This is a genomic window from Neobacillus sp. CF12 (assembly GCF_030348765.1).
In the GTDB taxonomy this organism is placed as follows: Bacteria; Bacillota; Bacilli; order Bacillales; family Cytobacillaceae; genus Neobacillus.
Genome location: NZ_JAUCEU010000007.1, coordinates 5,744,840 through 5,770,952 on the forward strand (window position 1 = coordinate 5,744,840; position 26,113 = coordinate 5,770,952).

The 26,113-nt window shown below is 37.3% G+C and carries 29 protein-coding genes; 26 read left to right on the plus strand and 3 right to left on the minus strand.

Translation table 11 applies throughout. The features are described 5' to 3' along the window. The first annotated feature begins 23 nt into the window (after positions 1-23). From QUG14_RS27655 to QUG14_RS27725, 15 genes are all read left to right on the plus strand, one after another. Positions 24-797 carry a class I SAM-dependent methyltransferase gene (locus QUG14_RS27655; protein WP_289343669.1) on the plus strand — a complete coding sequence of 258 codons (774 nt, stop codon included), beginning with the start codon at positions 24-26 and terminating at the stop codon, positions 795-797. Between the two features lie 126 nt (positions 798-923). After that, positions 924-1,502, plus strand: coding sequence for a YpjP family protein (locus QUG14_RS27660; protein WP_289343670.1), 579 nt, complete (start codon positions 924-926; stop codon positions 1,500-1,502). A 100-nt stretch (positions 1,503-1,602) separates the two neighbouring features. Beyond that, positions 1,603-2,184 carry a TerD family protein gene (locus QUG14_RS27665; RefSeq protein ID WP_289343671.1) on the plus strand — a complete coding sequence of 194 codons (582 nt, stop codon included), beginning with the start codon at positions 1,603-1,605 and terminating at the stop codon, positions 2,182-2,184. Between the two features lie 71 nt (positions 2,185-2,255). Beyond that, positions 2,256-3,026, plus strand: a complete 771-nt coding sequence (locus tag QUG14_RS27670) for a TerC family protein (protein ID WP_289343672.1) — start codon at positions 2,256-2,258, stop codon at positions 3,024-3,026. A 79-nt stretch (positions 3,027-3,105) separates the two neighbouring features. After that, positions 3,106-4,302 carry an HpcH/HpaI aldolase/citrate lyase family protein gene (locus tag QUG14_RS27675; protein WP_289343673.1) on the plus strand — a complete coding sequence of 399 codons (1,197 nt, stop codon included), beginning with the start codon at positions 3,106-3,108 and terminating at the stop codon, positions 4,300-4,302. Further along, entirely contained in the window at positions 4,244-5,581 is a 1,338-nt protein-coding gene (locus QUG14_RS27680; protein WP_289343674.1) for a phosphoribosyltransferase family protein, read from the plus strand. The genes QUG14_RS27675 and QUG14_RS27680 overlap by 59 nt, the downstream gene beginning before the upstream one ends. A gap of 14 nt (positions 5,582-5,595) precedes the next feature. Further along, a complete protein-coding gene (locus tag QUG14_RS27685; RefSeq protein ID WP_289343675.1) occupies positions 5,596-6,717 on the plus strand; it encodes a cysteine protease StiP family protein in 1,122 nt (373 codons plus the stop codon). Then, a complete protein-coding gene (locus QUG14_RS27690) occupies positions 6,714-7,514 on the plus strand; it encodes an HAD family hydrolase (RefSeq protein WP_289343676.1) in 801 nt (266 codons plus the stop codon). The genes QUG14_RS27685 and QUG14_RS27690 overlap by 4 nt, the downstream gene beginning before the upstream one ends. Before the next feature lie 460 nt (positions 7,515-7,974). Further along, positions 7,975-9,612: a YceG family protein gene (locus QUG14_RS27695; protein ID WP_289343677.1), complete on the plus strand. Its 1,638-nt coding sequence runs from the start codon at positions 7,975-7,977 to the stop codon at positions 9,610-9,612. A 2-nt stretch (positions 9,613-9,614) separates the two neighbouring features. Then, positions 9,615-10,721 carry a toxic anion resistance protein gene (locus QUG14_RS27700; RefSeq protein ID WP_483310767.1) on the plus strand — a complete coding sequence of 369 codons (1,107 nt, stop codon included), beginning with the start codon at positions 9,615-9,617 and terminating at the stop codon, positions 10,719-10,721. Positions 10,722-10,992: 271 nt separating this feature from the next. Beyond that, positions 10,993-11,619 carry a TerD family protein gene (locus QUG14_RS27705; RefSeq protein WP_289343678.1) on the plus strand — a complete coding sequence of 209 codons (627 nt, stop codon included), beginning with the start codon at positions 10,993-10,995 and terminating at the stop codon, positions 11,617-11,619. Between the two features lie 58 nt (positions 11,620-11,677). Then, the gene (locus tag QUG14_RS27710; RefSeq protein WP_289343679.1) at positions 11,678-12,256 is read left to right on the plus strand and encodes a TerD family protein; all 579 of its coding nucleotides are present in this window, start codon (positions 11,678-11,680) and stop codon (positions 12,254-12,256) included. Between the two features lie 226 nt (positions 12,257-12,482). Then, positions 12,483-13,187: an anthrax toxin lethal factor-related metalloendopeptidase gene (locus QUG14_RS27715; RefSeq protein WP_289343680.1), complete on the plus strand. Its 705-nt coding sequence runs from the start codon at positions 12,483-12,485 to the stop codon at positions 13,185-13,187. 56 nt (positions 13,188-13,243) lie between these two features. Next, entirely contained in the window at positions 13,244-14,038 is a 795-nt protein-coding gene (locus tag QUG14_RS27720; RefSeq protein WP_289343681.1) for a thymidylate synthase, read from the plus strand. Beyond that, positions 14,035-14,532, plus strand: a complete 498-nt coding sequence (locus QUG14_RS27725; protein WP_289343682.1) for a dihydrofolate reductase — start codon at positions 14,035-14,037, stop codon at positions 14,530-14,532. The genes QUG14_RS27720 and QUG14_RS27725 overlap by 4 nt, the downstream gene beginning before the upstream one ends. A 37-nt stretch (positions 14,533-14,569) precedes the next feature. Here the strand turns inward: QUG14_RS27725 and QUG14_RS27730 are convergent, their stop codons facing one another. After that, positions 14,570-14,809 carry a hypothetical protein gene (locus QUG14_RS27730; RefSeq protein WP_289343683.1) on the minus strand — a complete coding sequence of 80 codons (240 nt, stop codon included), beginning with the start codon at positions 14,807-14,809 and terminating at the stop codon, positions 14,570-14,572. Between the two features lie 309 nt (positions 14,810-15,118). Between QUG14_RS27730 and QUG14_RS27735 the strand changes: the two genes are divergently transcribed. Together QUG14_RS27735 and tatC are read left to right on the plus strand one after the other, a co-directional pair. After that, a complete protein-coding gene (locus QUG14_RS27735) occupies positions 15,119-15,313 on the plus strand; it encodes a twin-arginine translocase TatA/TatE family subunit (RefSeq protein WP_090757740.1) in 195 nt (64 codons plus the stop codon). A gap of 121 nt (positions 15,314-15,434) precedes the next feature. Further along, a complete protein-coding gene (gene tatC / locus QUG14_RS27740; RefSeq protein WP_289343684.1) occupies positions 15,435-16,178 on the plus strand; it encodes a twin-arginine translocase subunit TatC in 744 nt (247 codons plus the stop codon). A 138-nt stretch (positions 16,179-16,316) separates the two neighbouring features. Here the strand turns inward: tatC and QUG14_RS27745 are convergent, their stop codons facing one another. Then, entirely contained in the window at positions 16,317-16,673 is a 357-nt protein-coding gene (locus QUG14_RS27745) for an XRE family transcriptional regulator (RefSeq protein WP_289343685.1), read from the minus strand. Positions 16,674-16,936: 263 nt separating this feature from the next. Between QUG14_RS27745 and QUG14_RS27750 the strand changes: the two genes are divergently transcribed. From QUG14_RS27750 to QUG14_RS27775, 6 genes are all read left to right on the plus strand, one after another. Next, on the plus strand, positions 16,937-17,554 hold the full coding sequence (locus tag QUG14_RS27750; RefSeq protein ID WP_289343686.1) for a CalY family protein: 618 nt from the start codon (positions 16,937-16,939) through the stop codon (positions 17,552-17,554). 178 nt (positions 17,555-17,732) lie between these two features. Then, positions 17,733-18,443: an amyloid fiber anchoring/assembly protein TapA gene (tapA, locus tag QUG14_RS27755; protein WP_289344256.1), complete on the plus strand. Its 711-nt coding sequence runs from the start codon at positions 17,733-17,735 to the stop codon at positions 18,441-18,443. Between the two features lie 44 nt (positions 18,444-18,487). Next, a complete protein-coding gene (gene sipW / locus QUG14_RS27760; RefSeq protein WP_289343687.1) occupies positions 18,488-19,063 on the plus strand; it encodes a signal peptidase I SipW in 576 nt (191 codons plus the stop codon). A gap of 59 nt (positions 19,064-19,122) precedes the next feature. Next, positions 19,123-19,740: an LPXTG cell wall anchor domain-containing protein gene (locus QUG14_RS27765; RefSeq protein WP_289343688.1), complete on the plus strand. Its 618-nt coding sequence runs from the start codon at positions 19,123-19,125 to the stop codon at positions 19,738-19,740. A gap of 148 nt (positions 19,741-19,888) precedes the next feature. Next, on the plus strand, positions 19,889-20,140 hold the full coding sequence (locus tag QUG14_RS27770) for a DUF2535 family protein (protein WP_289343689.1): 252 nt from the start codon (positions 19,889-19,891) through the stop codon (positions 20,138-20,140). A 131-nt stretch (positions 20,141-20,271) separates the two neighbouring features. Further along, the gene (locus QUG14_RS27775) at positions 20,272-21,114 is read left to right on the plus strand and encodes a DegV family protein (protein WP_289343690.1); all 843 of its coding nucleotides are present in this window, start codon (positions 20,272-20,274) and stop codon (positions 21,112-21,114) included. Positions 21,115-21,141: 27 nt separating this feature from the next. Here the strand turns inward: QUG14_RS27775 and QUG14_RS27780 are convergent, their stop codons facing one another. Continuing rightward, positions 21,142-22,029 (minus strand): MBL fold metallo-hydrolase, encoded by an 888-nt coding sequence (locus QUG14_RS27780; RefSeq protein WP_289343691.1) that lies wholly within the window; start codon positions 22,027-22,029, stop codon positions 21,142-21,144. 252 nt (positions 22,030-22,281) lie between these two features. Here QUG14_RS27780 and QUG14_RS27785 point away from each other — a divergent pair, with 252 nt between their 5' ends. Genes QUG14_RS27785 through QUG14_RS27795 form a run of 3 tightly spaced genes read left to right on the plus strand, consistent with a single transcriptional unit; the run spans position 22,282 to position 26,077 of the window. Then, entirely contained in the window at positions 22,282-23,799 is a 1,518-nt protein-coding gene (locus QUG14_RS27785; RefSeq protein ID WP_289343692.1) for a spore germination protein, read from the plus strand. Between the two features lie 12 nt (positions 23,800-23,811). Then, entirely contained in the window at positions 23,812-24,933 is a 1,122-nt protein-coding gene (locus QUG14_RS27790; protein WP_289343693.1) for a GerAB/ArcD/ProY family transporter, read from the plus strand. Beyond that, positions 24,917-26,077 carry a Ger(x)C family spore germination protein gene (locus tag QUG14_RS27795; protein ID WP_289343694.1) on the plus strand — a complete coding sequence of 387 codons (1,161 nt, stop codon included), beginning with the start codon at positions 24,917-24,919 and terminating at the stop codon, positions 26,075-26,077. The genes QUG14_RS27790 and QUG14_RS27795 overlap by 17 nt, the downstream gene beginning before the upstream one ends. Positions 26,078-26,113: the final 36 nt, after the last annotated feature.

The following is a 26,113-nucleotide window of genomic DNA, read 5'->3' on the forward strand; positions in this document are numbered from 1 at the left end:
TTTTTTGGAGGTTTTTATAGCATATGTTTGTTACGACAGCTGGACGAACAAATCAACATATGGTTGAAAAGGCAATAGAAATTGCTGAATTATTACAAGTTCCTTACATAAAGCGGCAAAAGAAGTCCATTTTAACCTTACAAAAAGAAACGAACAGTGAATGTATTGTGGTTGGAAAGGAAAGACTTGAATTATTTCACAAGGAAGCACTTCAGCCCTTCTTTTTTCATCCGAATTCTGCCATGTTCCGAATCAAACGACTGGAAAGGGGAGAACACGATCCTTTTGCCCAAGCTGCACAATTAAAAAAGGGAATGACTTTTCTCGATTGTACGCTGGGTCTTGCTTCTGATTCAATCGTCGCCAGTTATTTAGTTGGCAACGAAGGGGTGGTGACAGGCACCGAGGGTCAGAATTATTTGGCTTTCATTGTTAGGGAAGGGCTGAAAACCTGGGATAGTGAGCTCCAGCTCATGAATGAGGCGATGGCAAGAATTAAAGTAGTAAATTGTCTGGCTATAGACTATATAAAAACAGTGTCAGATCACTCGATTGATTGTGTCTATTTTGATCCGATGTTTGATGAGTCCATTCTTGAATCGGATGGGATTAAGGCTTTAGGCCATTTCGCTCTTTATGAAGAATTTAACAAAGAACTTATTGACGAAGCGTTACGAGTTTCAAAATATAGAGTCTTGTTAAAGGATCACTATAAAAGTAAACGTTTTGAACAATATGGCTTTAACGTATTTCGTAGAAAAACAGCTAAATTTCACTTTGGTGTTCTTGAAAAATAAGAATTTCTCTCAAACTGTAAGAAATGATTTTTCCATTTTGCCGACAAAAGAAGTATAATAATTGGTAAGAGTCAAAAAATAGCGGAAAAATTAGTTAAATTCTTCCAGGTGCAAAGGGGATTAAAGATGAATAAGTGGATTCGTAAATCGGTAGTCGTACTAGTATCAATTTTAACCTTTGGTCTAATTACACCAACTCAATTAATAAATAATATAAATGCTGAGAAACCTAATGAGAGTGATACAGTTGAGTCAGCACCATCGGGACAAACGAGTTACTTCGAAGAGTCTCAGGTAGATAAAGAAAAGATTCTTGAGGAGTTACTTAAACAAGCTGAGCAGCAGTCCTATCGTAAATTTGGTACTAGAATTAAGCCTGTCATTGAAAATGAGTTTAAGGAAATTATCATGCCAAATATTGAAAAAGCATTACAGGAAACAGCCGCACAATTTCCAACAGAAGATTTGCTAAACTTAGCTATTACAGAGTCTCCAGGCAAGGGACAATCTGAGAAGATTTTTAACATCAAAAACAGTGATACAAATAAGGATGTTCTTCGTTTTCATGTTCGAAGGGATAATCCGCCGCAAGCTGGATACTGGTTTAACTTTCATTATCATACATATCATGACGGTTTTCAAAGTCACCATGAACTAGGATCTATCTATTGGGATAAAAACACACCGCCAAAATGGATGAGTTAATGATTTGCTTAATGCTAGAAAAAAGTTTTATTATAATTAATGAAACCTTTCCTAGAGAATCTCGTATATAGACTATTACCTAAAATGGAGGAATGAAAAAATGGCAATTAGTTTATCAAAAGGACAAAAAGTAGACTTAACCAAAACAAATCCTGGGTTAACCAATGTAGTAGTTGGTTTAGGCTGGGATACCAATAAATATGATGGCGGTAATGATTTCGATCTAGATTCATCCGTTTTCTTATTAGGTGAAAATGGTAAGGTTACAAACGAAACAGACTTTGTGTTCTACAATAATCCTAAAGGTGCTAACGGTGCAGTTGTACATAATGGAGATAACAGAACAGGTGAAGGCGATGGGGATGATGAGCAAGTTAATATCAATTTAACTTCAATCCCAGCTAACATTCAACGTGTTACATTCACGATTACAATTCATGATGCAGCCGCTAGAAACCAAAACTTTGGTCAAGTATCCAATGCATATGCTCGTATTTTCAATGAAGCAAATGGCGAGGAATTAATCCGTTATGATTTAGGAGAAGATTTCTCTATCGAAACTGCTGTTGTAGTTGGTGAATTATACCGTCATAACGGCGAATGGAAGTTTAGTGCAATTGGCAGCGGCTACCAAGGCGGCCTTGCAGCACTTGCTACAGACTTTGGATTATCAGTAGGATAACAACTAGAATAAAGGCCCAGCAAATGCTGGGTCTTTGAAAAAACATACAACATCCGGGAGGAATTTTTTTTATGTCTGTTTTGCAAGGAATTTTAGATACGTATGCACAGTTTTTTAACTGGGAAATGTGGGGACAGGTTTTAACAGACCCAGTTGCGTGGGGCTTGATTGGGACACTCGTAATCCTAGAAGGATTACTTTCCGCTGATAATGCACTTGTTTTAGCCGTAATGGTGAAACACTTACCACCTGAACAACGTAAGAAAGCACTATTTTATGGTTTATTAGGAGCTTATGTTTTCCGTTTTATCGCCATTGGGGTCGGAGTATTCCTAATTAAACTTTGGTGGGTAAAGATTATAGGTGCTGGGTATCTAGCATGGTTATCTATTAAGTATTTCATGGATAAGCGTAAGGCAGCGCAGAGTGACGAGGAAGAAGCGCACGGTATGAACCAAAAGGGACTCCTTATCCGTCTATTTGGAACATTCTGGGGAACTGTTGTTGCCGTTGAAATAATGGATATTGCCTTTTCTGTTGATAGTGTGCTGGCTGCCTTTGGTGTCAGTGAAGAGATTTGGGTGTTGTTAGTCGGTGGTATGCTTGGGGTATTAATGATGCGTGGTATTGCCGGAGTTTTCTTGAAATTAATTGACCGTATACCTGAACTTGAAACATCTGCTTATGTTTTAATACTATTAATTGCAGCAAAAATGCTTATAGCTGTTTTCGGTATTCACTTGCCACATTCGGTCTTCTTTATTATTATTTTACTTACATTCGGAGCTACTTTTGTTGTTCATTACATGAACAAAAAGAAAGAAGTGGGCAAAGAATCATAATTTATGACGTACGACATAAAATGGGGAACAGACGAAAGTCAGTCCCCATTCTTTTTTATATTAAAGGAGTAAATTTAGAATGAAATATTTTACATATTTTTATGAAGATGAACTAGAAACATTATTCTTTCAAAAGCCGAAAGATTTTAACAAATACAGTGATCGAGAGCTTTTATCTTATGGTTTAGGTGCAACACTCTATATGCCGGCAACACGTCCAAATATTCATCAAGATCTCCTTTCAAAAAAGCATGAAGGATTAACTTCACTGGTTATCGACCTCGAAGATGCAGTGGGTGATGTCGAAGTTGAAAAAGCGGAAGAACTGCTAGTTGGGGAATTGTTGAAACTACATGATGAAATCAACAAAAAGTATTTAACGTTTGATGATTTACCGTTAATGTTTATCCGAATTCGGAATATAGAGCAGTTTAAGGGAATCAAGGAACAATTAGGGAATGCCATTGAGATGTTAACGGGAGTAGTGCTGCCGAAGTTTAGTGCGGAATCTGGTGAGGCTTTATTATCTGAGGTTGTGAATATTCACACAGAAAACAGACCTTTCTATGCTATGCCTATTCTTGAAAGTGATAAAATTATCCAAAAAGAAACTAGAATGGGCGAATTAATGGCGATTAAACATCTCCTTGACCGCTATAAAAACAATATTTTGAATGTTCGCATAGGGGCAACTGATTTTTGCGGCTTATATGGAATCCGTAGAAGTGTAGATACCAGTGTCTATGAGATTGCTGTTTTACGAGATTGTATGGCTGATATTATTAATGTTTTTCAACGGTCTGAAAGTCCATATGTCATTTCAGGACCAGTGTGGGAGTATTTCTCATCAAAACCAAGAATGTTGAAGCCCCAGTTAAGACAAACTCCTTTTCGCGAACGTTATGGCGATGAAGGATTGAAATGGCGTGCCGAATTAATTGACCAAAATATGGATGGTCTTATTAAAGAGGTATTAATGGATATTGCAAACGGTTTAACGGGAAAGACGATCATCCATCCGACGCATATTAAAGCAGTTCAGGCCTTGAATGTTGTTACATACGAGGAATATATCGATGCTTGTTCAATCGTAGAAGCAGAAAAAGGAGAAAATGGCGTCAAGAAAAGTAATTTTTCCAATAAGATGAATGAAATTAAGCCACATTTATTTTGGGCAAAAAAGGTATTAATAAAATCTCAGCTTTACGGGGTGCTGCATGAAGGATACACAAATATCGACCTTATCAAAAAAGACGTTTATGCATACAATTCTTGATGCCATTAACGTGGACATTGAAGTAACTGCTAACCCATATCAGTTACTGCTTGAAGATCTGTTTACAATGGCTGCAAGAATCAATAAAAAACGTTCGTTTTTATTTGTTAGTAAAGTTCTTGGGAAGCATTTGCCGATTCATCCACAAAAAGGACTTTTAGCAGCCGCATTACTTGCTACTAGATACGCAGAAAGTATAAAAGGCTTGAATGTTCAAGCAAAAGAAAAACTAGTCCGAACTTTTGGTCAAAAAGAGCCAAAATTCCAGAGCGGTGCGTTTATCTCAAATTCAGTTAATCCGGTTGTTATTGGATTTGCTGAAACGGCAACGGCGCTCGGACACGCTTTTTTTGATTGCTTCGAAAAGGGCGAGTATTTTCACACAACGAGGGAAGAGATTACTAGTCTGACACCATGTATTACCTTTGAAGAAGAGCATTCTCATGCTACCTCGCATCGCTGCTATATTCCGATTGACATGATTAATAATGATCGTGAAATCATTTTAGTAGATGATGAAATGACTACTGGAAAAACAGCAATTAATATTATTGAATCTATCCATGCCAGGTTTCCTAGGGATGAATATAGTGTTGTTTCTATTTTGGATTGGCGCTCAGAAGAGAACAAACAACGGTTTACAGAGGTAGAAAGAACACTTGGGATAACCATAAACATCGTAAGTTTAATAAGTGGCAAGGTTCAAGTTGAAGAGAGTGGTAAACTTATAGAACAAACTCAACAACATGATACATACCAAGATACTGCATCATCCATTAAAGTCGTATCATTATCTGATTTTTTTGAAGGTGTATGTCCTGCAGCAAGTAACAAAACACCTCTTATCAGAGAAACTGGCCGCTTTGGCATTGAGAGCAGCAAGAATAAAGAGCTTCATAAAAAAATTAGTTCTGCATCTGCTGTGCTAAGAGAACACAGGACTGGGGTTAATACGCTTTGTTTAGGCACCGGAGAATTCATGTATATCCCCATGAAGTTAGCGGCAGAAATGGGTGGAAATGTCTTCTATCAATCAACCACTAGAAGTCCAATATATATCCAGAATATCAAAGGTTATGGTGCCAGATTTGGGAACAGTTTTCCTAATCCAGAGGATCTGGACGTAGTTCATTTTGTTTACAATATTCCTCCAGGGGAATATGATGAACTGTTTGTATTTTTCGAGAGAGAAGTATCTGCTGAAAATCTTCAGTTGCTGCTAAAACAAATTGAAAACTCACAGATTAAGTCGATTAAAATCGTCTTTTTCTCGCATTAATTGGGGGTGAAAGAATGTCAACCATAACCAATCAGCCTGCTAAAATAGGAAGCTATCCAGAGGATGATGTTCTATTTCTATTAAAGGATTTAAGTCATATTGAACTCGAGGATTCCACTGTAAATCGGGAAATAAGAGTTCAATCTGGTCAGCATTACAGTGAGTCACTGCCCATCGAATACCAGCCTCCAAAGGAATATGTAGATTTGTTTTGGAGTACCAGCAGTGAATATAAAAAGAAGGTAGCCCTATGCGTTGGAATTGTGGCAGAGCAGATTTATAAGCGTAAAGGGAATCAAACAATCCTTGTATCACTTGCTAGGGCAGGAACACCCGTTGGAATTCTCATAAAACGATATCTTACTTTGCGTTACAACCTATCTATCCCACATTATAGTGTTTCTATTATCCGTGATAGAGGAATAGATGAGAATGCTCTTCACTATATCCTTTCTAAACATCCCGAAGGCAATCTTCAGTTCGTAGATGGCTGGACAGGAAAAGGGGCCATTTCGATAGAATTAACAAAAGCATGCAGGGAGTTTGAAGAGAAATATCAAACCATGCTTGATGATAATTTAGCTGTCATTGCCGACCCAGGTTATTGTACAACGCTTTTTGGTACGAGGGAAGACTTCCTGATTCCAAGTGCTTGTTTAAACTCGACTGTCTCTGGCCTTGTAAGCCGGACTGTATTAAACACGCAGTATATCGGTAAAAACGATTTTCATGGTGCTAAATATTATCGGGAACTTACTTCGAGCGATGTTTCCAATGAATATATCGAATTGATTACAGCGGAATTTCCAGCCATCATGGAGGAAGCTAAAGTAATTGCTTCACAAAGAGTATCCGAAGAAATACAAACGGAGTTCTTGGGAATGCAGGATGTAAAAAACATCCAAGCAAAGTTTGAAATTGAAAGTACCAATTATATTAAGCCAGGAGTTGGCGAAACCACACGTGTACTTCTTCGAAGAGTCCCATGGAAAATCCTAATGCGTGATCCATCCAGCCCATTTGTGAAACATATTCTTATGCTAGCCGAAGAAAAAGGTGTTGAAGTGATGCCATATCCGGAAATGAATTATTTGTGCATGGGCTTAATTAAATCGGTTAAGGGGTCAGGAAAATGATAATTGCATCCGATCTTGATCGAACCCTCATGTATTCTAATCGGGCAATCGCAGAATTCGGTCACCCTGAAAATATAATGTTAAAACCAGTTGAAATGAATAAAGGTAACTGGACTGGTTATATGACCGAAACGGGATTTTCAATGTTAAAAGAAGTGAACCAGCATAGTTTATTTATACCCGTTACAACTAGAACGACTGAACAATTTAAGAGATTCGTGATTTTTGAAAAAGAAATCCCTTTGTCCTATGCGATTACGGCAAATGGCGCTCATATTTTGTATAATGGGGAACCTTTACAAGACTGGTCTGAATATTTAGTTGTTCAATTAAACAATGAATGTGCACCTGAGAAAGAGATACTCACTGGATTAAAAAAGGCTGGGATTACATTAGATGGGGAAAGAAAGCGGGCTGAAAACTTATTTTTCTATTATATATTAAATTGTCTGCCGTCCCCATCTGAACTAACTGAAATTCGTGAACTTACAGCCAGATACGGATGGAAACTGAGTCTTCAAGGGAGAAAACTCTACTTTATTCCAACGGAAATTAGTAAAGGGAAGGCACTAGAATTTATATGTAACCGAGAAGGATTGGAAGCAATGGCGGGCGCAGGTGATTCTGTTCTAGATTGGGATTTTCTAAAGAACTGCCGCTATCGATTCGTCCCAAGCCATGGAGAACTGCTTAAAGTGAAGGGACCAGCTGATATCACGCTGACAAACCAGCTCGGCGTTGCCGCTGGAGAAGAAATACTCCAGCACTTTCTTAAAGCATTAAAACTCAATATCTAACTTTTCTTAATGTAAGGATAAAAAAAGTAAAAATAGATGCAGTTAAAAAAAGCGAATGAACCGCAAAAAAATAATATTGACATACTGACCGTGGCAAGAACGGGAGAAAGTAACAGTGTGAAAAGCAAGCACAACCAGAATAAATCTATCATAACGAAGGTTTTTGAGACCATTAATTCCATAATGATACTTAATTCCTCGCTAACATCTTCAATTCTTGGCCGCTTGTATAAAAACCTCATGAAGTCACCTACTTATATGTGGTATTCCAATAATATGTAAGGACAGGGAAAAAGGTGAAAAATGAGGAAATTACCTTCAAAATGAAACATTTTACGATTAGTTTCGTATAAACAATGAACCAATTATTTAACTGTGATATGATGGTAAAGAATACCCTTACATAATTTTACTTAAATGTACAAAAAATCTTTCGCTTTTTTGAGGGAAGGGATTATGAATGAATTTACCATACAACCAAATGAATGTCCGACCTGTATCCCTTTCATATGAAAATTGGCTTGATTTGCTGAAAATGCCCCTGTCAGAACGGCCAGAATTTTCTATAGATAAGGGAACTATTCAGATTGGGCAAGTACTGGGGAAATTCCTAGGAATTCCGATTGACAGTGATGAGTACTATAATCAGCTTTTTGATTATGTCTCAGGACCTGAACCTTGTTTACTTTTATTAAGTGATGAGTCACTAAATAAAAATATTGATAATCAGCACTTTCAATCGATTCAAAAGGTATTAAATATCAGTCAAGAACAAAAGCTTTCAATCAATCGCTTCACCGCTTTTCTTGATGGTGAGCAACTCCTGTATAAATCTAAAATCCCAGCCATACATCGAAAAATAAGGGAAGCTATGATTTCTACACTCGAACTTTTTACCCAGCGTGAAAAGGACGGACTAAAAAATCATGAATTAAGAAGGGTTCTAGTCGACGTAATTAAATGGTCGATAAACCATTTAAATCCTTTATTGGAGAGCATAGACTTGCAAAAGGAAATGCCAAAATTCTTATGGTATGGCGATATGAAAAGAAGCCAGCCTTATTTTTTATACTATTTAATGAAGCTTGGCTGTGATTTAGTTATTTTTCATCCTGAGGGTACGGATGTCTTGGCAGGATTTCTCGATGAGGAAATCTTTACTCACCAATTTCCCAACAAACTGCAGGCTGAACCCTTTCCAAAAGAAAGAAGAAATCGCCAAACCACTGTCGCCTATCGGGCGTCAAGGGAAATTGAAAGTATTCTCAATCAGGAAGGGTCTGGTTTGTATAAACCATGGCAGTTACGGGAGTATACGCCGTCTTCGATTACTTTAAAAACAACCTATGATGAATTGTTTATTCTTGGAAAAGAAATAGCGATGGTCCGACCAGGCTTTGAGGTGGAGAAGAGTCAGGTGAAAATTCCTTCCCTGTTTGCGAAAATTCAAGGGGTTAGTAAAAATCGAAAAGAGTATTGGGATCGAATTCAAAACCTTGCTGAATTTGAACATAGCATGTTGATTCGCCAACTGCCGTTTACATGGTCAAGCTCTAACGATTTTCGCTTTCATTATCGAAATGCACTTGCGAAAGACGGATTATTGAATCCTGAAGTGATGATGCAGTCTCATTACTGGCCGTATTCTTTTTTACCAACTGGATTACAAAAGGGAATAGCAAATGCGATTCGACGAATTTGTGAAAAGCCGGGTTTAAAGTCGTTACCAGGGGAAAGCATGGAAGAGGTAAGCATTTATTTGTTTAGTCAGGCGATGTTTACTCCAAAAGAAATCATCCAGTTAATGGAGAAATTTGATTACTCTCAGCATGTGCCGAAGTTAATCATTTATAACAATGAGTGCCGCGGTATACTATCACGATCAGATGCAGCCCTTATACTTCTTTTAAACCAATTTGGTATTGATATTATCGTATATAATCCACCTGGACATAACGATATTGAAAATTTCCTTCATGATAGTTTATTTGATACTCACTGGCTTGAGGATGTAGTGTTTGAATTAGAATACAAAGAACCTTTTAAGTTGAAAAATAAGTTTTTTAAAGGAATTTTAAAAAATTTAAGGGGAGATTAAAGATGAATCTACCACAAAATCAATCTGCTAACTTAATGACCACATCTACAGATGATACACTGAGCGAAGCTAAGATTTCAGACATTAAACTTGCCCTTCGAAAGGAAACAGAGGTTCAGAATTTGGCCAGGTCTATTGATGAAAGAGACCAGATTAAGATTTTGGAATTTGGTAAAGAACCAGCCGTTCAAATATCTCGTTTTTCTGACCAAATCTTAGGCAATATGCGTACCACAAAAGTGGAAGATTCTGGTGAGCTTTTGAAACAGTTGACCAAAATCATGGATAAGTTCGATCCAAAGGACTTTCAAAAAACATCAACTGGATTTTTTGGAAAGCTCTTTAAAAAGGGCGAAAAGATGATTGAAAAAGTCTTTGGTAAGTACCAAACAATGGGCTCTGAGATTGATAAGGTATACGTGGAAATTTCCAAGTATCAGCATGAAATGGTGGATTCCACGAAAATGCTCGAGCAAATGTATGAGCAAAATTACCAATACTATATGACGCTAGAAAAATATGTAGTTGCGGGTGAAATGAAGGTAGATGAACTTAAAAACAATCAATTACCACAGCTGGAGGCTCGTGTTGCCGCAGGTGATCAGATTGCTTCCATGCAATTGGATACATTGAAAAATTCGATTGAAGCCTTAGAGCAGCGCATTTACGACCTAGAAATGGCGAAAATGGTCTCCCTGCAGACAGCACCACAAATTCGCTTGCTGCAACGAGGAAATACGAAGTTGATTGGAAAAATTAATTCCGCCTTCGTTACCACGATTCCAATTTTTAAGAATGGTCTCATTCAGGCCGTTGCGGCTAAAAGGCAGAAGCTTGTAGCAGATTCAATGAGTGAACTTGACCGCCGCACCAATGAAATGCTTTTGAAGAATGCTCAAAATATTTCTAAACAAAGCACAGACATTGCAAGACTCGCCGGTGGTCCAAGCATTAAAATCGAAACGATTGAGGAATCTTGGAACATTATTATTAAAGGTATGCAAGAAACACGAGCCATTGAAGAGGAAAACAAGCGCCTGCGTGTGGAAGGTACAAAGCGTTTAGAACAGCTGCAGGATAACTTTAAAAAGTTGAAACAACAATACTAATTGTTAATTAAGTGCTGTGTTAAAGCTAATTGTGATGATTGGAACGGAGGGCACGAGACTCCTCGAAAATGCTATCGCATTTTCTTCGTGCGTGGGCGATTCAAGGAAGGAAATCAATGTCCTGCGGGAGGACGGGACAGGGGAGACCCCACAGGCGCTAAGCGCCGAGGAGGCTCCCCGAACCGCCCGCGGAAAGCGAAGTGCCCGGAGTGGAAATCAACAGACTTATTTGACACAGCAAATATAAAAATATTCTTATGAGGTGAATGATATGGCGATTAGCTTACAAAAAGGTCAAAGAGTAGATTTAACAAAAGGAAATCCAGGATTATCTAGAATTATGGTAGGCTTAGGCTGGGACCCAGTTCAAAGCGGTAAAAGCGGCGGCGGCGGTCTTTTCGGCGGATTGTTCGGCGGCGGAGGAGCAGGCGGCGGAGCCAATGTCGACTGTGATGCTTCTGTTATTATGCTTGGAGCAAACGATAAAATTCAAAACAACAATGACGTTATTTATTTCGGTAATCTTAAGAGTAAAGACGGCAGCGTTCAACACTCTGGTGACAACTTAACTGGTGACGGAGACGGTGATGACGAACAAGTAATGGTTGACTTAAGCCGTGTTCCTGCAAGTGTTCAGAAGCTTGTATTTGTTGTTAATATCTATGATTGTGTAAAAAGAAAGCAGCACTTCGGAATGATCCGCAATGCCTTTATTCGAGTAGTGGATCCATCTAAAAATAATGAATTAATCCGTTATAACTTATCGGACGATTACAGCGGTCAAACATCATTAGTAGTTGGCGAAATTTATCGTCACAACACTGAATGGAAGTTTGCTGCAGTCGGAACAGGTACAACAGCTGCAAGCTTAAGTGAAGTAGTTCGTTCTTATTCTTAATCTTTAGGAACAAGCTTTGCTTGTTCCTTCTATATTCGTTCTAAAGAGGTGATTTTACTTGGGCATCAATTTATCTAAAGGACAAAGAATTGATTTAACGAAAACAAATCCTGGGTTAACGAAGGCGGTTATTGGTCTTGGCTGGGATACAAACCGCTATCATGGCGGAAATGACTTCGACCTTGACGCATCTGCGTTTTTAACAGATGCAAATGGCCGGGTAACGCAGGACTTAGATTTTATATTCTATAATAATTTAGTACACGCATCAGGCGGTGTCGAGCATACAGGCGATAACCGCACCGGTGAGGGTGATGGTGACGACGAACAAATTCGAATTGATTTCAGTTTGGTGCCATCGCATGTACACCGGATTGCAATTGCGGTAACGATTCATGATGCGGATTCCCGAAATCAAAATTTTGGACAGGTTTCCAATGCTTTTGCTCGCTTATTTGACGAAGAAACCAATCGGGAAATTCTCCGATTTGACCTTGGTGAGGACTTTTCCGTCGAAACCGCCGTCGTTATTTGTGAGTTGTATCGTCATGGCGGCGAATGGAAATTCAACGCCATCGGCAGTGGATTCTCAGGTGGATTAGCTGCACTTTGCCGAAATTATGGATTAGAAGTATAAATTTTTAGCGAAAAAGCTGCCGACTAGGGTAGCTTTTTTGCATGAAAAGCGGAAATTTTATGGTTGGGTGTTATTGGAATAGATTTCATTTGCTACGTCGCTGCAGATAAATATTTCAGCGAAGCCCCGTTATAACACCATTGAAGCAACAATAATTACCAAATCTACCTACTCATCTACCATGTTATAATTCTAGTATGTGATAAACTACTAGGAGGATCATAATATGCGTAAATGGGTCGTTTCCTCCATCATTGCCGGATTATTTATGTCGATGATTACTACTTCTAAAGCCTCATTTGACACCATTACACTTGGTGAATATCCACGAAATACTGAACTCTATAACTTTATTGAAACAGAGTCCTCCCTCCAATTCTTAAACCAAATGATTTTATTACCAAAAACCCTTTTTGATGAAAAAGCAGCTGCAGGAATTATTAATAGAATGGCAAACTTACCAGAAACACTATTAGAAAAAATAAATCAAAATGATATTACGCTTAAGCTTTTTACAGGAAATTTAACCGATAACCAAACGGCTCGCTATTTAGCAGGTCTGATTCCAAGAGGCTATCGTACACAAACAACATGGGATGAAGTCCCGGGAATTGGCGGAGCGCAGGTGGTCTTGGTGAAAATTGGCCACAGTGAAAAAGGAAAAGGGCATGGCTCAGTTAATCTAGAACTACACGAAATGGCACATTCGGTCGATAAAATAGTTTTCGGGAACGTTAGCAAAAATAAAGAATTTCAACTCATCTGGGAAGAGGAGAGAGGAATATTGTTTCCTGGAAATTCTTATTTCATCCTGCACGCTGAGGAATATTTTGCGGAAACTTTTGCGATGTACTATTTAGATGAGGGTACAAAGGCAGATTTGAAAAGACTAGCTCCTCAGACGTATGACTTCTTTCAAAGACTACACTAGACCTCTCTTTATGGTAAAATGAAAAACATGAATGTTTTACAAGGGGAGTGTAAGTTTTGAAGCAATATTTAGAGTTATGCGAGCATGTTTTGAAAAATGGTCACGAAAAGGGAGATCGTACCGGAACAGGAACGATTAGCACCTTTGGCTACCAAATGAGATTTGATTTAGCTGAAGGTTTTCCGTTACTTACCACGAAAAAGCTTCATTTAAAATCAATTATTTATGAATTGCTATGGTTCTTAAACGGTGATACCAATGTTCGTTACTTACAGGAAAACGGCGTGCGGATTTGGAACGAGTGGGCAGATGAAAACGGGGAACTGGGTCCTGTTTATGGCCATCAATGGCGCTCATGGACGGGCGCTGATGGAACAACTGTAGACCAAATTAGTGAGTTAATCCATCAAATCAAAACCAATCCTAACTCAAGAAGAATGATTGTGAATGCTTGGAATGTGGCGGAGATTGATAAAATGGCGTTGGCTCCATGTCATTGCCTATTCCAGTTTTACGTTTCTGATGGAAAATTATCCTGTCAGCTTTATCAGCGATCTGCTGATGTATTTCTTGGCGTACCGTTCAATATCGCCTCCTATGCGTTATTAACAATGATGATTGCTCAAGTATGTGACTTGGAGCCAGGCGAGTTTGTCCACACTTTTGGGGATGTTCACATTTATCAGAACCATCTTGAACAGGTGCAGTTGCAATTGGGACGAGAGTTGCGCTCATTACCAAAAATGAAGATTAATCCAAACGTAAAAGATATTTTCTCATTTGCCTTTGAAGATTTTACACTTGAAGATTACAATCCACATCCACATATCAAGGGAGCGGTATCAGTATGATTTCATTTATAGTGGCAATGGATGAAAATAGAGTGATTGGCAAAGACAATCAATTGCCGTGGCATTTACCAGAGGATTTAAAATTTTTCAAAAGGACTACAATGGGGCACCCGATTGCAATGGGACGGAAAACGCATGAATCGATTGGACGGGCTCTTCCAGGCAGGGAAAATATCGTAATTACCCGCCAACTGGATTATAAAAGCAACAATGTGACAATTTTCTATTCTATGGAGGAATTTGTTGAATATTGCAGAAATCAAGACGATGAAATTTTTGTAATTGGCGGAGCAGAAATTTTTAAAGAAACATTCAATTACGCAGACCGCCTTTACATAACGCACATCGAGGAAGAGTTTGACGGAGATACGTACTTCCCTGAGTTCAATGAACGCGAGTGGGAGCTTTTATCTTGTGAAAAAGGAATAAAGGATGAGAAAAATCCATATAAATATGAATTTAGGATTTATGATCGCATTAAAAAAGGTGAATAAAAGGAAAGAAGCATCGAATATCGATGCTTCTTTCCTTTTAAAAATATACTCCATTTAATTCGTAATCGTTTAGTTGATCAAGCATTCCTCTGAATTCATCTGGATGGCAGAAGTCTTCCTCATGGAAATGTGCTTTCACCCATTGAATTAACTCGTTGGGGCTATTAAAGTATTCCCCGCTTCGGTCGCTTTTGCGAATCATATACCTTCCATTCTCTTCATCGATGGTTACTTCTACTGGCAGGGCTCCATCAAAACTACTGAGTGAAAATTCCATCTTCATCACATCCATTCATTTATGTTTCCAATAGTATATGTTCCTATTGATGAAATTATAAACGAATAAATACATAATTGTCAAAATATTTTTACAATTCAGTATACCATTTTACATTGACTTCATGTGTAGTTCTTGGTAAATTGTTAAGTGTAAAAGAAACATATATAAATGCCAAATATCACAACTAGGTAATTTTTCATAGATAATGTGAAATTAATATGAATTATTGCGCATATTTTACTCAAAACCGTATATCAATACTATAATCTTAGTAGAAAGATAATTAACTAAAGGGGATGTAAATGAATGTTCTCAAATATTGGAATACCAGGATTAATCCTTATCTTAACTCTAGCCCTCATCATCTTTGGACCTAAAAAATTACCTGAAATCGGTCGCGCCTTTGGACAAACGTTGAAGGAATTTAAGAAGTCAACGCGTGAATTAACGGACGATGTCATGAAGGATGTTGAAGAGGAAAAACAAAAATTGACTAAATAAGGTGTAAGAATTATTCTTGCACCTTTTTTTCTTCAACTTTCTTTTAAACTATAACTATGATGCTAATATCGTTTTAAAAAGAAAGATTCATTTTAACCTTTGAAATTGGCAGGGGAATTACATGGAAGATAAAGAATTACAATTAGTTGATCATTTAGATGAGCTGCGTAAACGGATTATCATTTCCGCAGTTGCGTTTGTTGTTTTTTTTATTGTTGGATTCAGTAATATGGAGAAAATCTACGATTGGATCGTTAAAGATCTTAATGTCAAATTGATTGTACTTGGTCCAAGTGATATTATTTGGGTTTATTTTATGATTGCCACTGTTATTGCGATTGCAGGTACCATCCCGGTGTTAGCTACCCAATTATGGATGTTTGTGAAACCGGCACTAAAACCTATCGAAAGAAAAATTACTTTATCCTATATTCCAGCATTGTTTCTCCTTTTTATTGTTGGAATTGCTTTTGGCTACTTTATTATTTTCCCAATGGTGCTCGAGTTTTTAGTTAACCTAGGAGCGGACATGTTTGTAACGAATTTTACAGCTGAAAAATACTTCCGCTTTCTTTTGAATATGACCCTTCCGTTTGGAGTTTTGTTCGAACTCCCAGCGGTCGTGATGTTCTTAACCTCACTCGGAATTGTTAATCCGTTCGTTCTAGCAAAAATTCGTAAGTACGCTTATTTCGTTTTAATCCTAATCGCAATTGTGATTACACCTCCGGATTTTATGTCGGATTTTGTAGTAACACTACCATTGTTACTTCTCTACGAAATCTCTATTAACTTATCGAAGGTGGTCTACAAGAAACGAATGAAAAAGCTTGCGGAACAAGAAGAAGAGTTTGCAGAAGCATAATAAAGAGTACGTAAGGCCTTCAGAGAGTCATTTCTCTGGAGGCTTTTATTAACCTTGATAGTAAAAGCCTAATCCTAAGGTGTCCGATTTAGTTAGAAAAAAATGCCCTCATTCATTATAACGAATGGGGGCTATTTTTTATGATTTTTTCTGTTCTCTCTGTTCTCTCATCCATTCCTGGAATTTTATGTACTTCCGGTACTCATGGAAATCTTCTTTTTTTAAGCCACCCTCAATCGCCTGACGGATTAAACCCTTCCATTCCTCATCAAGTTCGCTATTTTCACACTTTTGTACTTTAGATTCCTGTAAGAGGTAATCAATACTTGTATCTAAAGGCTTTGACACCTTAATGAGAAATTGAAGGGAGGGATTGGTCTGTAACCCTCTCTCAAGCTGGCTTAGGTAAGATTTCGATACATCAGCTAACCTTCCCAATTCCGTAATGGAATACCCCTTTTGCTGCCGCAACCGCTTAATCTTCTTCCCAATCATACCACCTTCATCTCCTAAAATCGTACTAAGGAATTCGCTTACAAAGAACATTATATAGAACAATAAATTCTTTATAAAATACAAAAAAATGAGGAAATAGGAGAAAAACAGAGGGAAGAGAACAAAATTGTTCTTTATTAAGAAAAAATGGCTTTTTTTGAGGTTTTTCAAGTTCGTTATTTTGATATATACTCAACTCATAAGTTCGTTACAGAGAACGAATCTTATGATTAAATATCAGGGAATAAGAGGAGGAAAAGAAAATGAGTATTAAAAAGAAGTTAGGTTTAGGAATTGCTTCTGCAGCAATGGGATTGGCTTTAATTGGCGGAGGTACATATGCATACTTTAATGACACTGCCGTAACAAATGCTAAATTTGCAAATGGTATATTGGATTTAAATGCTGCTCCAACAACTATTATTGATGTGAAAAATCTTAAACCAGGAGATTGGATGAACCGTACATTCACTCTAAGTAACGATGGAACTCTCGATATCTCAAGAGTATTACTTTCTACTGAATATACAGTAACCAATAAAGCTGGGGCAGCTATTAATACTGACGACCTTGGAAAACACATCAGAGTCAATTTCTTATTCAACGATGATAAAGCCTTACTTGGACCAATATCACCTGATCAAGTAATTTATCAAACTACACTTGAACAGTTAAAAGGTATGAGCCCTGATGCAGTCTCAAACGCAGTATTTATTCCTTGGTTAGAAGAAGTTGGAGGATTAAAAGCTGGAGATGATGATAAATTATATGTTCAATTCGAGTTTGTTGACAACGGCTTAGATCAGAACCAATTTCAAGGAGATTCTTTAGAGCTTAAGTGGACATTTGATGGTAAACAAACAGCAGGTCAATCTAGATAATAATTTTTCTTTGAAAGAAAGGTGGGACTACCCACCTTTCTTTCAATAAATTGGATAATTCATCTCACCTTAAATAACGATGGTTCGTTATTTAAGGTGAAATGAATTTAACAGCAGATTAATTATTACAACTAAACATGCAATCAGTATATTTCTCTGTTTAGGAGTTGGGGGCGTGATGAAAATTAGATATACAAGAGTAAAAAAATTTTCTAAGAAAAGTTTTGGTTTAATGATCTTGGTTCAAATATTAACGATATTCTACACAATTGTCGTGGGAACCGCATTTTTGACATCTAATACAGAAGCCTATTTTAATGATAATTCAGAGGTAGCAGGAATTATCCAGGTTGGATTTTGGGAAAATGAATGGGATAAGAGTTCACTTAAATTCCCAAGTGAAAACGACCAATTATTTGAAAGTTGTGAGCCAAAGGAAATTTCTGTACAGATTTCAAATACTGGAAGCGACATGAAAGGACCTTCACAGTATGAGGTTTATTACATAAGTAAAGGTAATCCTATGAAGGGTGAAAAGGTAGGTGAAGGCATTATTGATCCGATATTAGCAAATCAGTCAGCCACCTTAAAATTCACTGCAACAAAACCAGGAAATTATAAATTTAGAGCTTTACAAAGACCGAATCATGGACATAAAGCAGAAAGACAAGATTTATGGAGTGAAACAATTATGATTAATTGTAATGTAGATAAAGAAAATATTGAAACGATAGAGGTACAAGATGCTAGTATCCCAAATACAGAAGTACCCGTGGAAACAAATCCAACTCAAGAGGAAGAAAATGTGAATACTAGTCTGAGTGATACAGAGCAAATAAATACTCAAGATGAGGAACAGCAGGAAAACCTTGACAAATCTAGTGAATAAGTAATTATTGATTAAAATTTATTAGAATAATAGGGGTGTATGATATGCAAACAAAAACAATAAAGAAATGGATCAGTAATTTTGTAACTATTGTTCTATTTTTAATACTTATTTTAATGATATTCTTGTTTGTTTCTACTAAAGTGTCTGGGGGAGAACCACAAGTATTTGGCTATCAATTGAAAACTGTTTTATCTGGATCAATGGAGCCAGGAATAAAAACGGGTTCGATTATTCTAGTTAAACCAGGCCGAGATATGGAGAAACTTAATAAAGGTGACGTAATCACTTTTATAAATGAAGATAGAGTAATAGTAACTCATAGAATATTGGAAGTAATCAAATCAGGAGAACAAGTAAGTTATCGAACTAAAGGGGACAATAATAAAACAGCAGATCCCAATTCAGTATTATCCAACAATATCCTTGCAAAATATACAGGTTTCACAATTCCTTATGTAGGTTATATTGCGGACTTCGCAAAATCAAAAGCTGGAAATGCATTATTTCTTATTCTTCCTGGAATATTACTCATTTGTTATTCTTTGTTTTCAATATGGAACAGCTTTTCTCAACTTGAAAAGAGGAACAAAAAAACTTCCGAGGATGGAATTGTTTAGTTTTCAAATTAGTCTGACACTTAAAGGTGTTAAAAGGGAAGAAGGAGGGAAGAAAATAGGTGAAAAAAATAATTACACTTTTGCTCCTTAATTTGGTTATTACTACTTTTGTTTGTTTAGTTCCCAAAAACTATGTCAACGCTGCAACAGGTGACCAAGAAATAGATATTGCCACAACACCAGAGAAGTTGCTGTTTGACGTTACCAATTTAGCCCCAGGGGATTGGGCAGAGCGTACATTAACTATTCAAAACAAGGGCAAGCAAGATTTTAAATACCTCTCATCAGTTAATCTTAAAGAAGGTTCGGAAAAATTTTATAATGAACTATTGCTCCAAATATCTGATCAAAAAGGAATTCTTTTTAATGGAAAAATGAAGGACTTTAATAAATTGGAACCTAGGTTTATCGCTAAAAATGGCTCTGAGCAGCTATTTCTTAAAATTGTAGTACCTGAAGAACTAGGTAATGATTTTCAAGGACTTGGTAGTGAAGTTGAATTTAAGTTCTATGTTGAGGGTACTTTAGGCGGGCTTTTGCCAGTTGATGGTCCTAAATTACCTGACACTGGTACAAATTCTTTTAATATCCTTTTGAGTGGAGCCATTCTATTGGTTATAGGTACTTTCTTACAGTTTATTCTTAAATGGCGTAGGAGAAGTACGAAGCATGTATAATTAAAGCCTTGATTAAACAATATATCAAGGCTCTTATTTTTCCTAACATTCTCCATAAATATTTTTCAAACCCAAGCACATTTAGACACATTTCGATCCCCCTTAGGTGTATAATATATACAAACGGGTGAAAAAGAGGATTGATATTTTGTTATTCAAAAGCCTAGAGTTCAAAAATGTTGTTGGACAGAAGGTTAAAGTCATTGATATTCCTGTATTGGAGGAAGGTAGCACTTATAAATTTATGATCCAAGTCCGTTTACAGAATTTTATTACCACGCTTTATCAGGAAAAGAAACCGAAAAAATGCTATTCATTTAAAGAGTATTTGAAAAAGGTAATGAAATGGCCTGATTATGAAGCACTGTTTAAAGTAGGAGAATTAAAGAATAATGCATAATACTTTTCGAACATCGGATAATCCGATGTTCTTTTATTGTTCACAATAATTTCATGAAAATAGGGGAATTTATATCTTATAGAATAGGGAACATGTATAATACAATGGAGAAATCCTAGGGATGTGAGTAAATGAGTAAGATTAAGATTGTCACGGATTCAACGATGGATATGACAATGGAACAGGCAGAACTTCTAGGTGTTGTGGTGGTGCCGTTATCTGTAACAATAAATGGTGAAACCTATTTGGACCGAGTGGAGATTCAACCTGAAGAATTTATGGAAACCATGAAGGGCTTAAAAGAATTACCGAAAAGCTCACAGCCTTCCGCTGGAACCTTCCTTGAAGTGTATGACCGTCTTGGTGAAGAAGGCTATGAAGTAATTTCTATACATATGACAGGTAAAATGAGTGGCACGATACGCTCAGCTGAAAGTGCAGCACAAATGACGAAGACCAAGGTAAGTGTTGTGGACTCTAAGTTTATCTCGATGGCCCTTCAGTTCCAGGTTCGTGAGGCAGCCGAAATGGCGAAGCAAGGAAAGAGTTTAGAGGAAATTCTCGAACGTCTCGATATAGTCCGTGAGAATTCCAAGCTTTATCTTATGATTGATACACTGGAGAATATGGTGAAAGGCGGAAGGATTGGCAAAGGGAAAGCCTTTATAGGTTCCTTGCTTAATATAAAGCCGATTGCTTCGTTAGAAGGTGCCGAATATAACCCAGTTGCAAAGGTCCGAAGTCATTCACAAGTGGTTAAATGGCTCGCAAAGCAATTCGCAGAGGATGTACAAGGAAAGACTGTTAAACGTGTGGGAATTGTTCATGCAGAGGCACTCGAGTTGGCCACAAAATTAAAAAACTCTATCATCGATTTAACAGGCTATAACGATATTTCTGTTGATTACACAGGTCCAACAATCAGTACCCATACAGGACCAGGTACGATTGCCATCATGTATTACTATGAATAAAATGAGGATGGGGCAGCAGCTCCATCCTCATTTGTTGACCACTTGAATTTCCGATCCCTGAACACTATACCCAAGACGTTGCAAATGCTTACGAATCCCACTTCGTTCCCACGTTTTAAGAATCAATACCTCGAGCATTTTTTTTGGATAAAAGATTCCTATATTTGTTAGTTCTTCGAAATTCATTCCCTGTTGTACATACTTTTCAATCTTTTCACCACGTTGATCAATCATGGAAATAAATTTGCCCATTGCTTCAATAAATTCCTGCCTTGTGAAAACTCCTTTTTGATGGCCCGTGATGTAGGTTTCTGCATCCAACTCTAACAGTAATTTACTAGATGCAATAAACTCGTCAATATCTCCATCGGTTCCAAAGTACCATGGTCCAAAGGTAGTCATATCGAAATCTCCCACAAAGACGACTCCTAACTCAGGAAAATAAGGGCTGCTATATCCTTTTGTGTGCCCTGGTGTATGTAGAAAGTTCACCTTTACACCACTAAAGTTGTATTCCACATCATATTGGTACGTTCCGGTAATCTCACCGAGGCTTTGCACCCATTCTCGTGGGAATTGCTTACGCATTGCTTCTACACCTTCTGGCCCCCATTCCTGATAAACTCCGTTTCCTCTCGCGATTCCTTCGACTGATTGGATGGTTTCAAACTCTAATGGGTTTATCCATTTTTCTGCATCCCGAAACAAATGGTTATGCATGGTATGATCAGGATGATAATGGGTATTAATAACCAATTCAACCCCATATTGGTCATCTAACGCTAGAAGTTTCGAGGGATCTGCACCAGTATCAATAAGTACCTTATCCTTACAATTAATATATAAGCTTCTAGAAAATGGGACTTTACTATTATTCGCTCCTTCAATAATCATAATGGGACCAATTCGCCTCATTTTTAACACCTCAATTCTCTGATGACTATTTATCTTAATATTCTGTTTTGTTGAATGAATACTCATTCATGATACCATATATTTTCTATTCTATAAACTTACTAGCCTTAGAATAATTTTTGACAATGAATTTTTTATCCCTTTATGGGAGGAGTAAGAAGCAGAATAGTACCTAACACAATCCTTACTTTCTTGGGTAAAAATAGCTTATATGGTAATAATAAAAAAAATTGAAATAAAAAGGTGCTGCTTATGTTCAAATGGTTTTCAGGGAAAAAAGCGGAAGAACCACCAAAAGCTCATAGTTTAGACTTGGAAGAATTAACGGAGCAGATTAAAGCAGAATTAAGTGTTGGTTCGGACCTTGTCTTTAGGACAATGAAAAGGGACGGGGAAAAACTTATTTTCTGCCTAATGAACACATTAATTGATTCCACTAGGCTCGATGATGTCGTAATCAGATCCATTATAAACCATAAGGACATTGCATGGACTTGTGAATCTATTGCGAAAGTTTTGCCTATGGTCTCTATTACTGCTGTGAATCAATTAAATGAAGTAGTTGCGGGAATTAACGAAGGAAAAGTATATATATATGCAGAAGGTCAGCCCTGTGGGATTCTAGCAGATGTTAGTAAGACCATTGAAAGAGGTCTTGAAAAAGCTGAAACGGAGTCACTTGTTTATGGTCCGAAAATTTCTTTTACGGAGTCACTACAGGGTAACATCAATATTTTGAGGAACAACATCAAGGATGAAAATTTATGTGAAGAAGACCTTACAGTCGGTAAACGATCAAAAACAAAGGCTAAGCTTGTCTACATTAAGGGGATTGCTGATGAAGAAATCATCAAAACCTTTAAGCAGAGGGTCCAAGATCTGACACTGGATTATGTCCCCGGGACAACTGTCCTTGGTCAGTATATTGAGAGTAACAGTTGGTCAGTTTTTCCGCAGTTGATGACAACTGAGCTCCCTGATCGTGTATCAATAGCGTTATATCGGGGTAAAGTGGCGGTATTAATGGACAGAAGTCCTGATTGTCTTTATGGTCCTACATCCTTTTTCGCCTTTTTTGAATCAACTGAAGATGTTTATATGCGCTGGAACATGGGTTTGTTTTTACGGATGCTGCGACTAGTGGCTACTTTTTTTTCTGTATTACTAACGCCTGCTTATGTTGCTGTTTTAACGTATCACTACGAAGTTATTCCTTCCCCATTGCTGCTTTCATTGGGGGAATCAAGGGCGAGAGTTCCCTTTCCACCCGTCATGGAAGCACTTTTACTAGAATTTGTAATCGAATTATTACGGGAGGCAGGAGCCAGGCTGCCGACAAAAGTTGGTCAGACAATGGGTATTGTAGGCGGTATCGTAATTGGGCAAGCTGCAGTTGAGGCAGGATTTACTAGCAATATCTTGATCATTATTATTGCATTAAGCGCTCTTGGTTCATTTACGACTCCAAGTTATTTAATGGGTACTGCAATTCGAATCATTCGGTTCCCAATCATATTGATGGCAGGTTTATGGGGCGGTATTGGAATTATGCTATGTTTTTGCTTTTTCATTATCCATTTACTTAGATTAGAGACAATTGGCGGTCCTTATCTTACGCCCGTTTACCCTATCAGATTAAAGGATATTGGCTACAGCTTTTTCAAGTTGCCTCCTCAATTTCTTTCATACCGCCCTTTAACGAATCGAACAGGTGACCAGGAGCGCTTTCCTAGTAAGAAAGCGAAACAAAAAAGGGATGTAGATGAATAGGAGCGAACAATAATGAAGGTGAATTTACATCCAAAAGAAGGATTATTGTTTAATGCATTTATGCTCGTTTTTGTCATCCACGCGGTACAGGTAGGAGTTGGGTTAGCTGGGCTGCCTAGAGTTGTTTATTTAGAAGCGAAGCATGATGCTTGGATTTCTGTTTTCTTAGCAGGGATAATAACTTCTGTTGTTTTGGTGCTGATGGTACAAATGCTCAAACAATATGACAGTGCAGACTTATATGGGATTCATGTTGATATATTTGGGAAATGGGCAGGGCATTCTTTGAATTTTATCTACATGATTTATATGTCTTCCACTTTTTTCATCATCTTAATGAACTACATTGAAATTGTTCAGGTATGGATATTCCCAACGTTGCCAACTTGGCAGCTTTCCCTCGTTCTCCTTTTGTTAGTTATTTATGGAGTTTATGGCGGGATAAGGGTTATCGTTGGAGTTTCCTTTATATCGGTGGTCGGAACTATATGGCTGGCTATAGTCATATTTGTACCGTTACAATTCGGTGATTATACTCATCTGTTTCCAATTATGAATGTAAATGCGAAACAACTATTTATGGGAGCTCAAAATACAACACTTTCTATGCTGGGTTTTGAAATCATTTTGTTTGTTTATCCATTTGTAAAAGAAAAGCAAAAGGCAATGTTTTTTGTTCAAATTGGGAATTTGCTTACAACGATAATATTTACTGTTGCAACGCTCATTTCTATTGTGTTTTTTGCTTCTAATAGCTTGGAAAAAACGATCTGGCCAGTTTTATCGATGTTTAAGATTGTTCGACTTCCTAACCTAGAAAGGTTTGAATTTATCGCAGTTTCCTTTTGGATGCTGATAATATTGCCCAATATGTGCTTCTATCTTTGGGCAGCTTCAAAGGGCTTTTCAAGAATCTTAAGGAAAAAACAAAAATGGGGTGTTTGGATTATTGCCATTGTCATCTTTACTGCATCCTTCTTTATAAAGTCAAGATATCAAATGAATACCATGACAGATTTGGTAGCAAAGGCAGGGTTTTACCTTGCTTTTTGCTATCCTGTTCTCCTCGCTAGTATTGTCCTCATAAAAAAATGGTTTAAAAGGAGGGAGAGTAAGCATGCAGAAACGTCATAAATGGTTGCAAATGGTAATTGGGATGAGTTCTTTCTTTATACTAACAAGCTGTGGAGTCGAAACGAAGCAACTAGAAAGACTGGGGCTCATTACTGCAATAGGATTTGATTTAAAGAAGGAAAATGAAATTACCGGTACAGTTGCAGTATCTAAATTTGATCCAATGGCCAAAGTAATGACCAGCTTAATCTCTGCTGATGCAAATACCCTCCAAACTTTAAGAGCAGAGGAAAATCTTGCCACCGACCAAAGACTTGAAATGGGTCAGCTCCGATGTGTCATTTATAGTAAGGAATTGGCTGAAAAGGGAATTATTCAGCTTGTAAATGCTCTCAATCGTGATCCCACGGTAGGAAATATGGTTTATTTAACAATTGCTGAAAAAGATGCTTTGTCCATCATTGAAATGGACGAGAAAAAAATAAAGGTGAATATTGGGACCTATTTATATAATTTAATTAGACAAAATGTGGAAAGGGAACTTCTAATCTCGCCGACACTTCATGAATTTAATCACAAATTTTTTGACAACGGACAGGATCCGGTGCTGCCGATACTAAAAGTGGCGAAAGACAAAGTAGCGATTTCAGGGGTTGCTTTATTCAATGATGATAAAATGGTGGCAAGATTAAGTAATGATAAACTCTTTTATTTGAAACTTTTAACAGATGAATATCGAACAGGATCTAAGGAATTAGAATTTAATCGTGATGAATTTGCCAATATAATCGACGTTCAAGGTGGTAGATCCTATGGAGAAATATATAACAAATTATTTATTAGTCTAGATACTTTGCGCAGTAATACAAAAATTAAATTAGTGGACAAAAAGAATCTAGTTTTTAAAGTTGAGGTAGAAATGGATTCTAGGTTGCTGGAAACCACAAATTATTTAGAATTAAGCGAACCTGCTAACATGAAGTTCATAGAGAAAAAAGTAAATAAAGAAATGGAAAGTCAAATTAAAAAACTCCTTGTGTTTTTCCAAGAAAATCAGGTTGACCCAGTTGGAATTGGAAATGAGTATATGGCTCATGTCCGAGGAACGCCTATTTCCCAAAAGGAATGGAAAGAAATATATAAGAATGCTAAATTTGATGTTCAAGTAGATAATACGATTGCGAGAACGGGAACAATGGATTAGCAAGCCGTTGTCTTTCTTCTTTTGTGAATCTTTGTT

Bases quoted from the DNA above. Each gene is read 5' to 3' on its own strand.
- QUG14_RS27655 (WP_289343669.1), top strand. From the start codon at position 24: ATGTTTGTTACGACAGCTGGACGAACAAATCAACATATGGTTGAAAAG.
- QUG14_RS27660 (WP_289343670.1), top strand. From the start codon at position 924: ATGAATAAGTGGATTCGTAAATCGGTAGTCGTACTAGTATCAATTTTA.
- QUG14_RS27665 (WP_289343671.1), top strand. From the start codon at position 1,603: ATGGCAATTAGTTTATCAAAAGGACAAAAAGTAGACTTAACCAAAACA.
- QUG14_RS27670 (WP_289343672.1), top strand. From the start codon at position 2,256: ATGTCTGTTTTGCAAGGAATTTTAGATACGTATGCACAGTTTTTTAAC.
- QUG14_RS27675 (WP_289343673.1), top strand. From the start codon at position 3,106: ATGAAATATTTTACATATTTTTATGAAGATGAACTAGAAACATTATTC.
- QUG14_RS27680 (WP_289343674.1), top strand. From the start codon at position 4,244: ATGAAGGATACACAAATATCGACCTTATCAAAAAAGACGTTTATGCAT.
- QUG14_RS27685 (WP_289343675.1), top strand. From the start codon at position 5,596: ATGTCAACCATAACCAATCAGCCTGCTAAAATAGGAAGCTATCCAGAG.
- QUG14_RS27690 (WP_289343676.1), top strand. From the start codon at position 6,714: ATGATAATTGCATCCGATCTTGATCGAACCCTCATGTATTCTAATCGG.
- QUG14_RS27695 (WP_289343677.1), top strand. From the start codon at position 7,975: ATGAATTTACCATACAACCAAATGAATGTCCGACCTGTATCCCTTTCA.
- QUG14_RS27700 (WP_483310767.1), top strand. From the start codon at position 9,615: ATGAATCTACCACAAAATCAATCTGCTAACTTAATGACCACATCTACA.
- QUG14_RS27705 (WP_289343678.1), top strand. From the start codon at position 10,993: ATGGCGATTAGCTTACAAAAAGGTCAAAGAGTAGATTTAACAAAAGGA.
- QUG14_RS27715 (WP_289343680.1), top strand. From the start codon at position 12,483: ATGCGTAAATGGGTCGTTTCCTCCATCATTGCCGGATTATTTATGTCG.
- QUG14_RS27725 (WP_289343682.1), top strand. From the start codon at position 14,035: ATGATTTCATTTATAGTGGCAATGGATGAAAATAGAGTGATTGGCAAA.
- QUG14_RS27730 (WP_289343683.1), bottom strand. From the start codon at position 14,809: ATGGAATTTTCACTCAGTAGTTTTGATGGAGCCCTGCCAGTAGAAGTA.
- QUG14_RS27735 (WP_090757740.1), top strand. From the start codon at position 15,119: ATGTTCTCAAATATTGGAATACCAGGATTAATCCTTATCTTAACTCTA.
- tatC (WP_289343684.1), top strand. From the start codon at position 15,435: ATGGAAGATAAAGAATTACAATTAGTTGATCATTTAGATGAGCTGCGT.
- QUG14_RS27745 (WP_289343685.1), bottom strand. From the start codon at position 16,673: ATGATTGGGAAGAAGATTAAGCGGTTGCGGCAGCAAAAGGGGTATTCC.
- QUG14_RS27750 (WP_289343686.1), top strand. From the start codon at position 16,937: ATGAGTATTAAAAAGAAGTTAGGTTTAGGAATTGCTTCTGCAGCAATG.
- tapA (WP_289344256.1), top strand. From the start codon at position 17,733: ATGAAAATTAGATATACAAGAGTAAAAAAATTTTCTAAGAAAAGTTTT.
- sipW (WP_289343687.1), top strand. From the start codon at position 18,488: ATGCAAACAAAAACAATAAAGAAATGGATCAGTAATTTTGTAACTATT.
- QUG14_RS27775 (WP_289343690.1), top strand. From the start codon at position 20,272: ATGAGTAAGATTAAGATTGTCACGGATTCAACGATGGATATGACAATG.
- QUG14_RS27780 (WP_289343691.1), bottom strand. From the start codon at position 22,029: ATGAGGCGAATTGGTCCCATTATGATTATTGAAGGAGCGAATAATAGT.
- QUG14_RS27785 (WP_289343692.1), top strand. From the start codon at position 22,282: ATGTTCAAATGGTTTTCAGGGAAAAAAGCGGAAGAACCACCAAAAGCT.
- QUG14_RS27790 (WP_289343693.1), top strand. From the start codon at position 23,812: ATGAAGGTGAATTTACATCCAAAAGAAGGATTATTGTTTAATGCATTT.
- QUG14_RS27795 (WP_289343694.1), top strand. From the start codon at position 24,917: ATGCAGAAACGTCATAAATGGTTGCAAATGGTAATTGGGATGAGTTCT.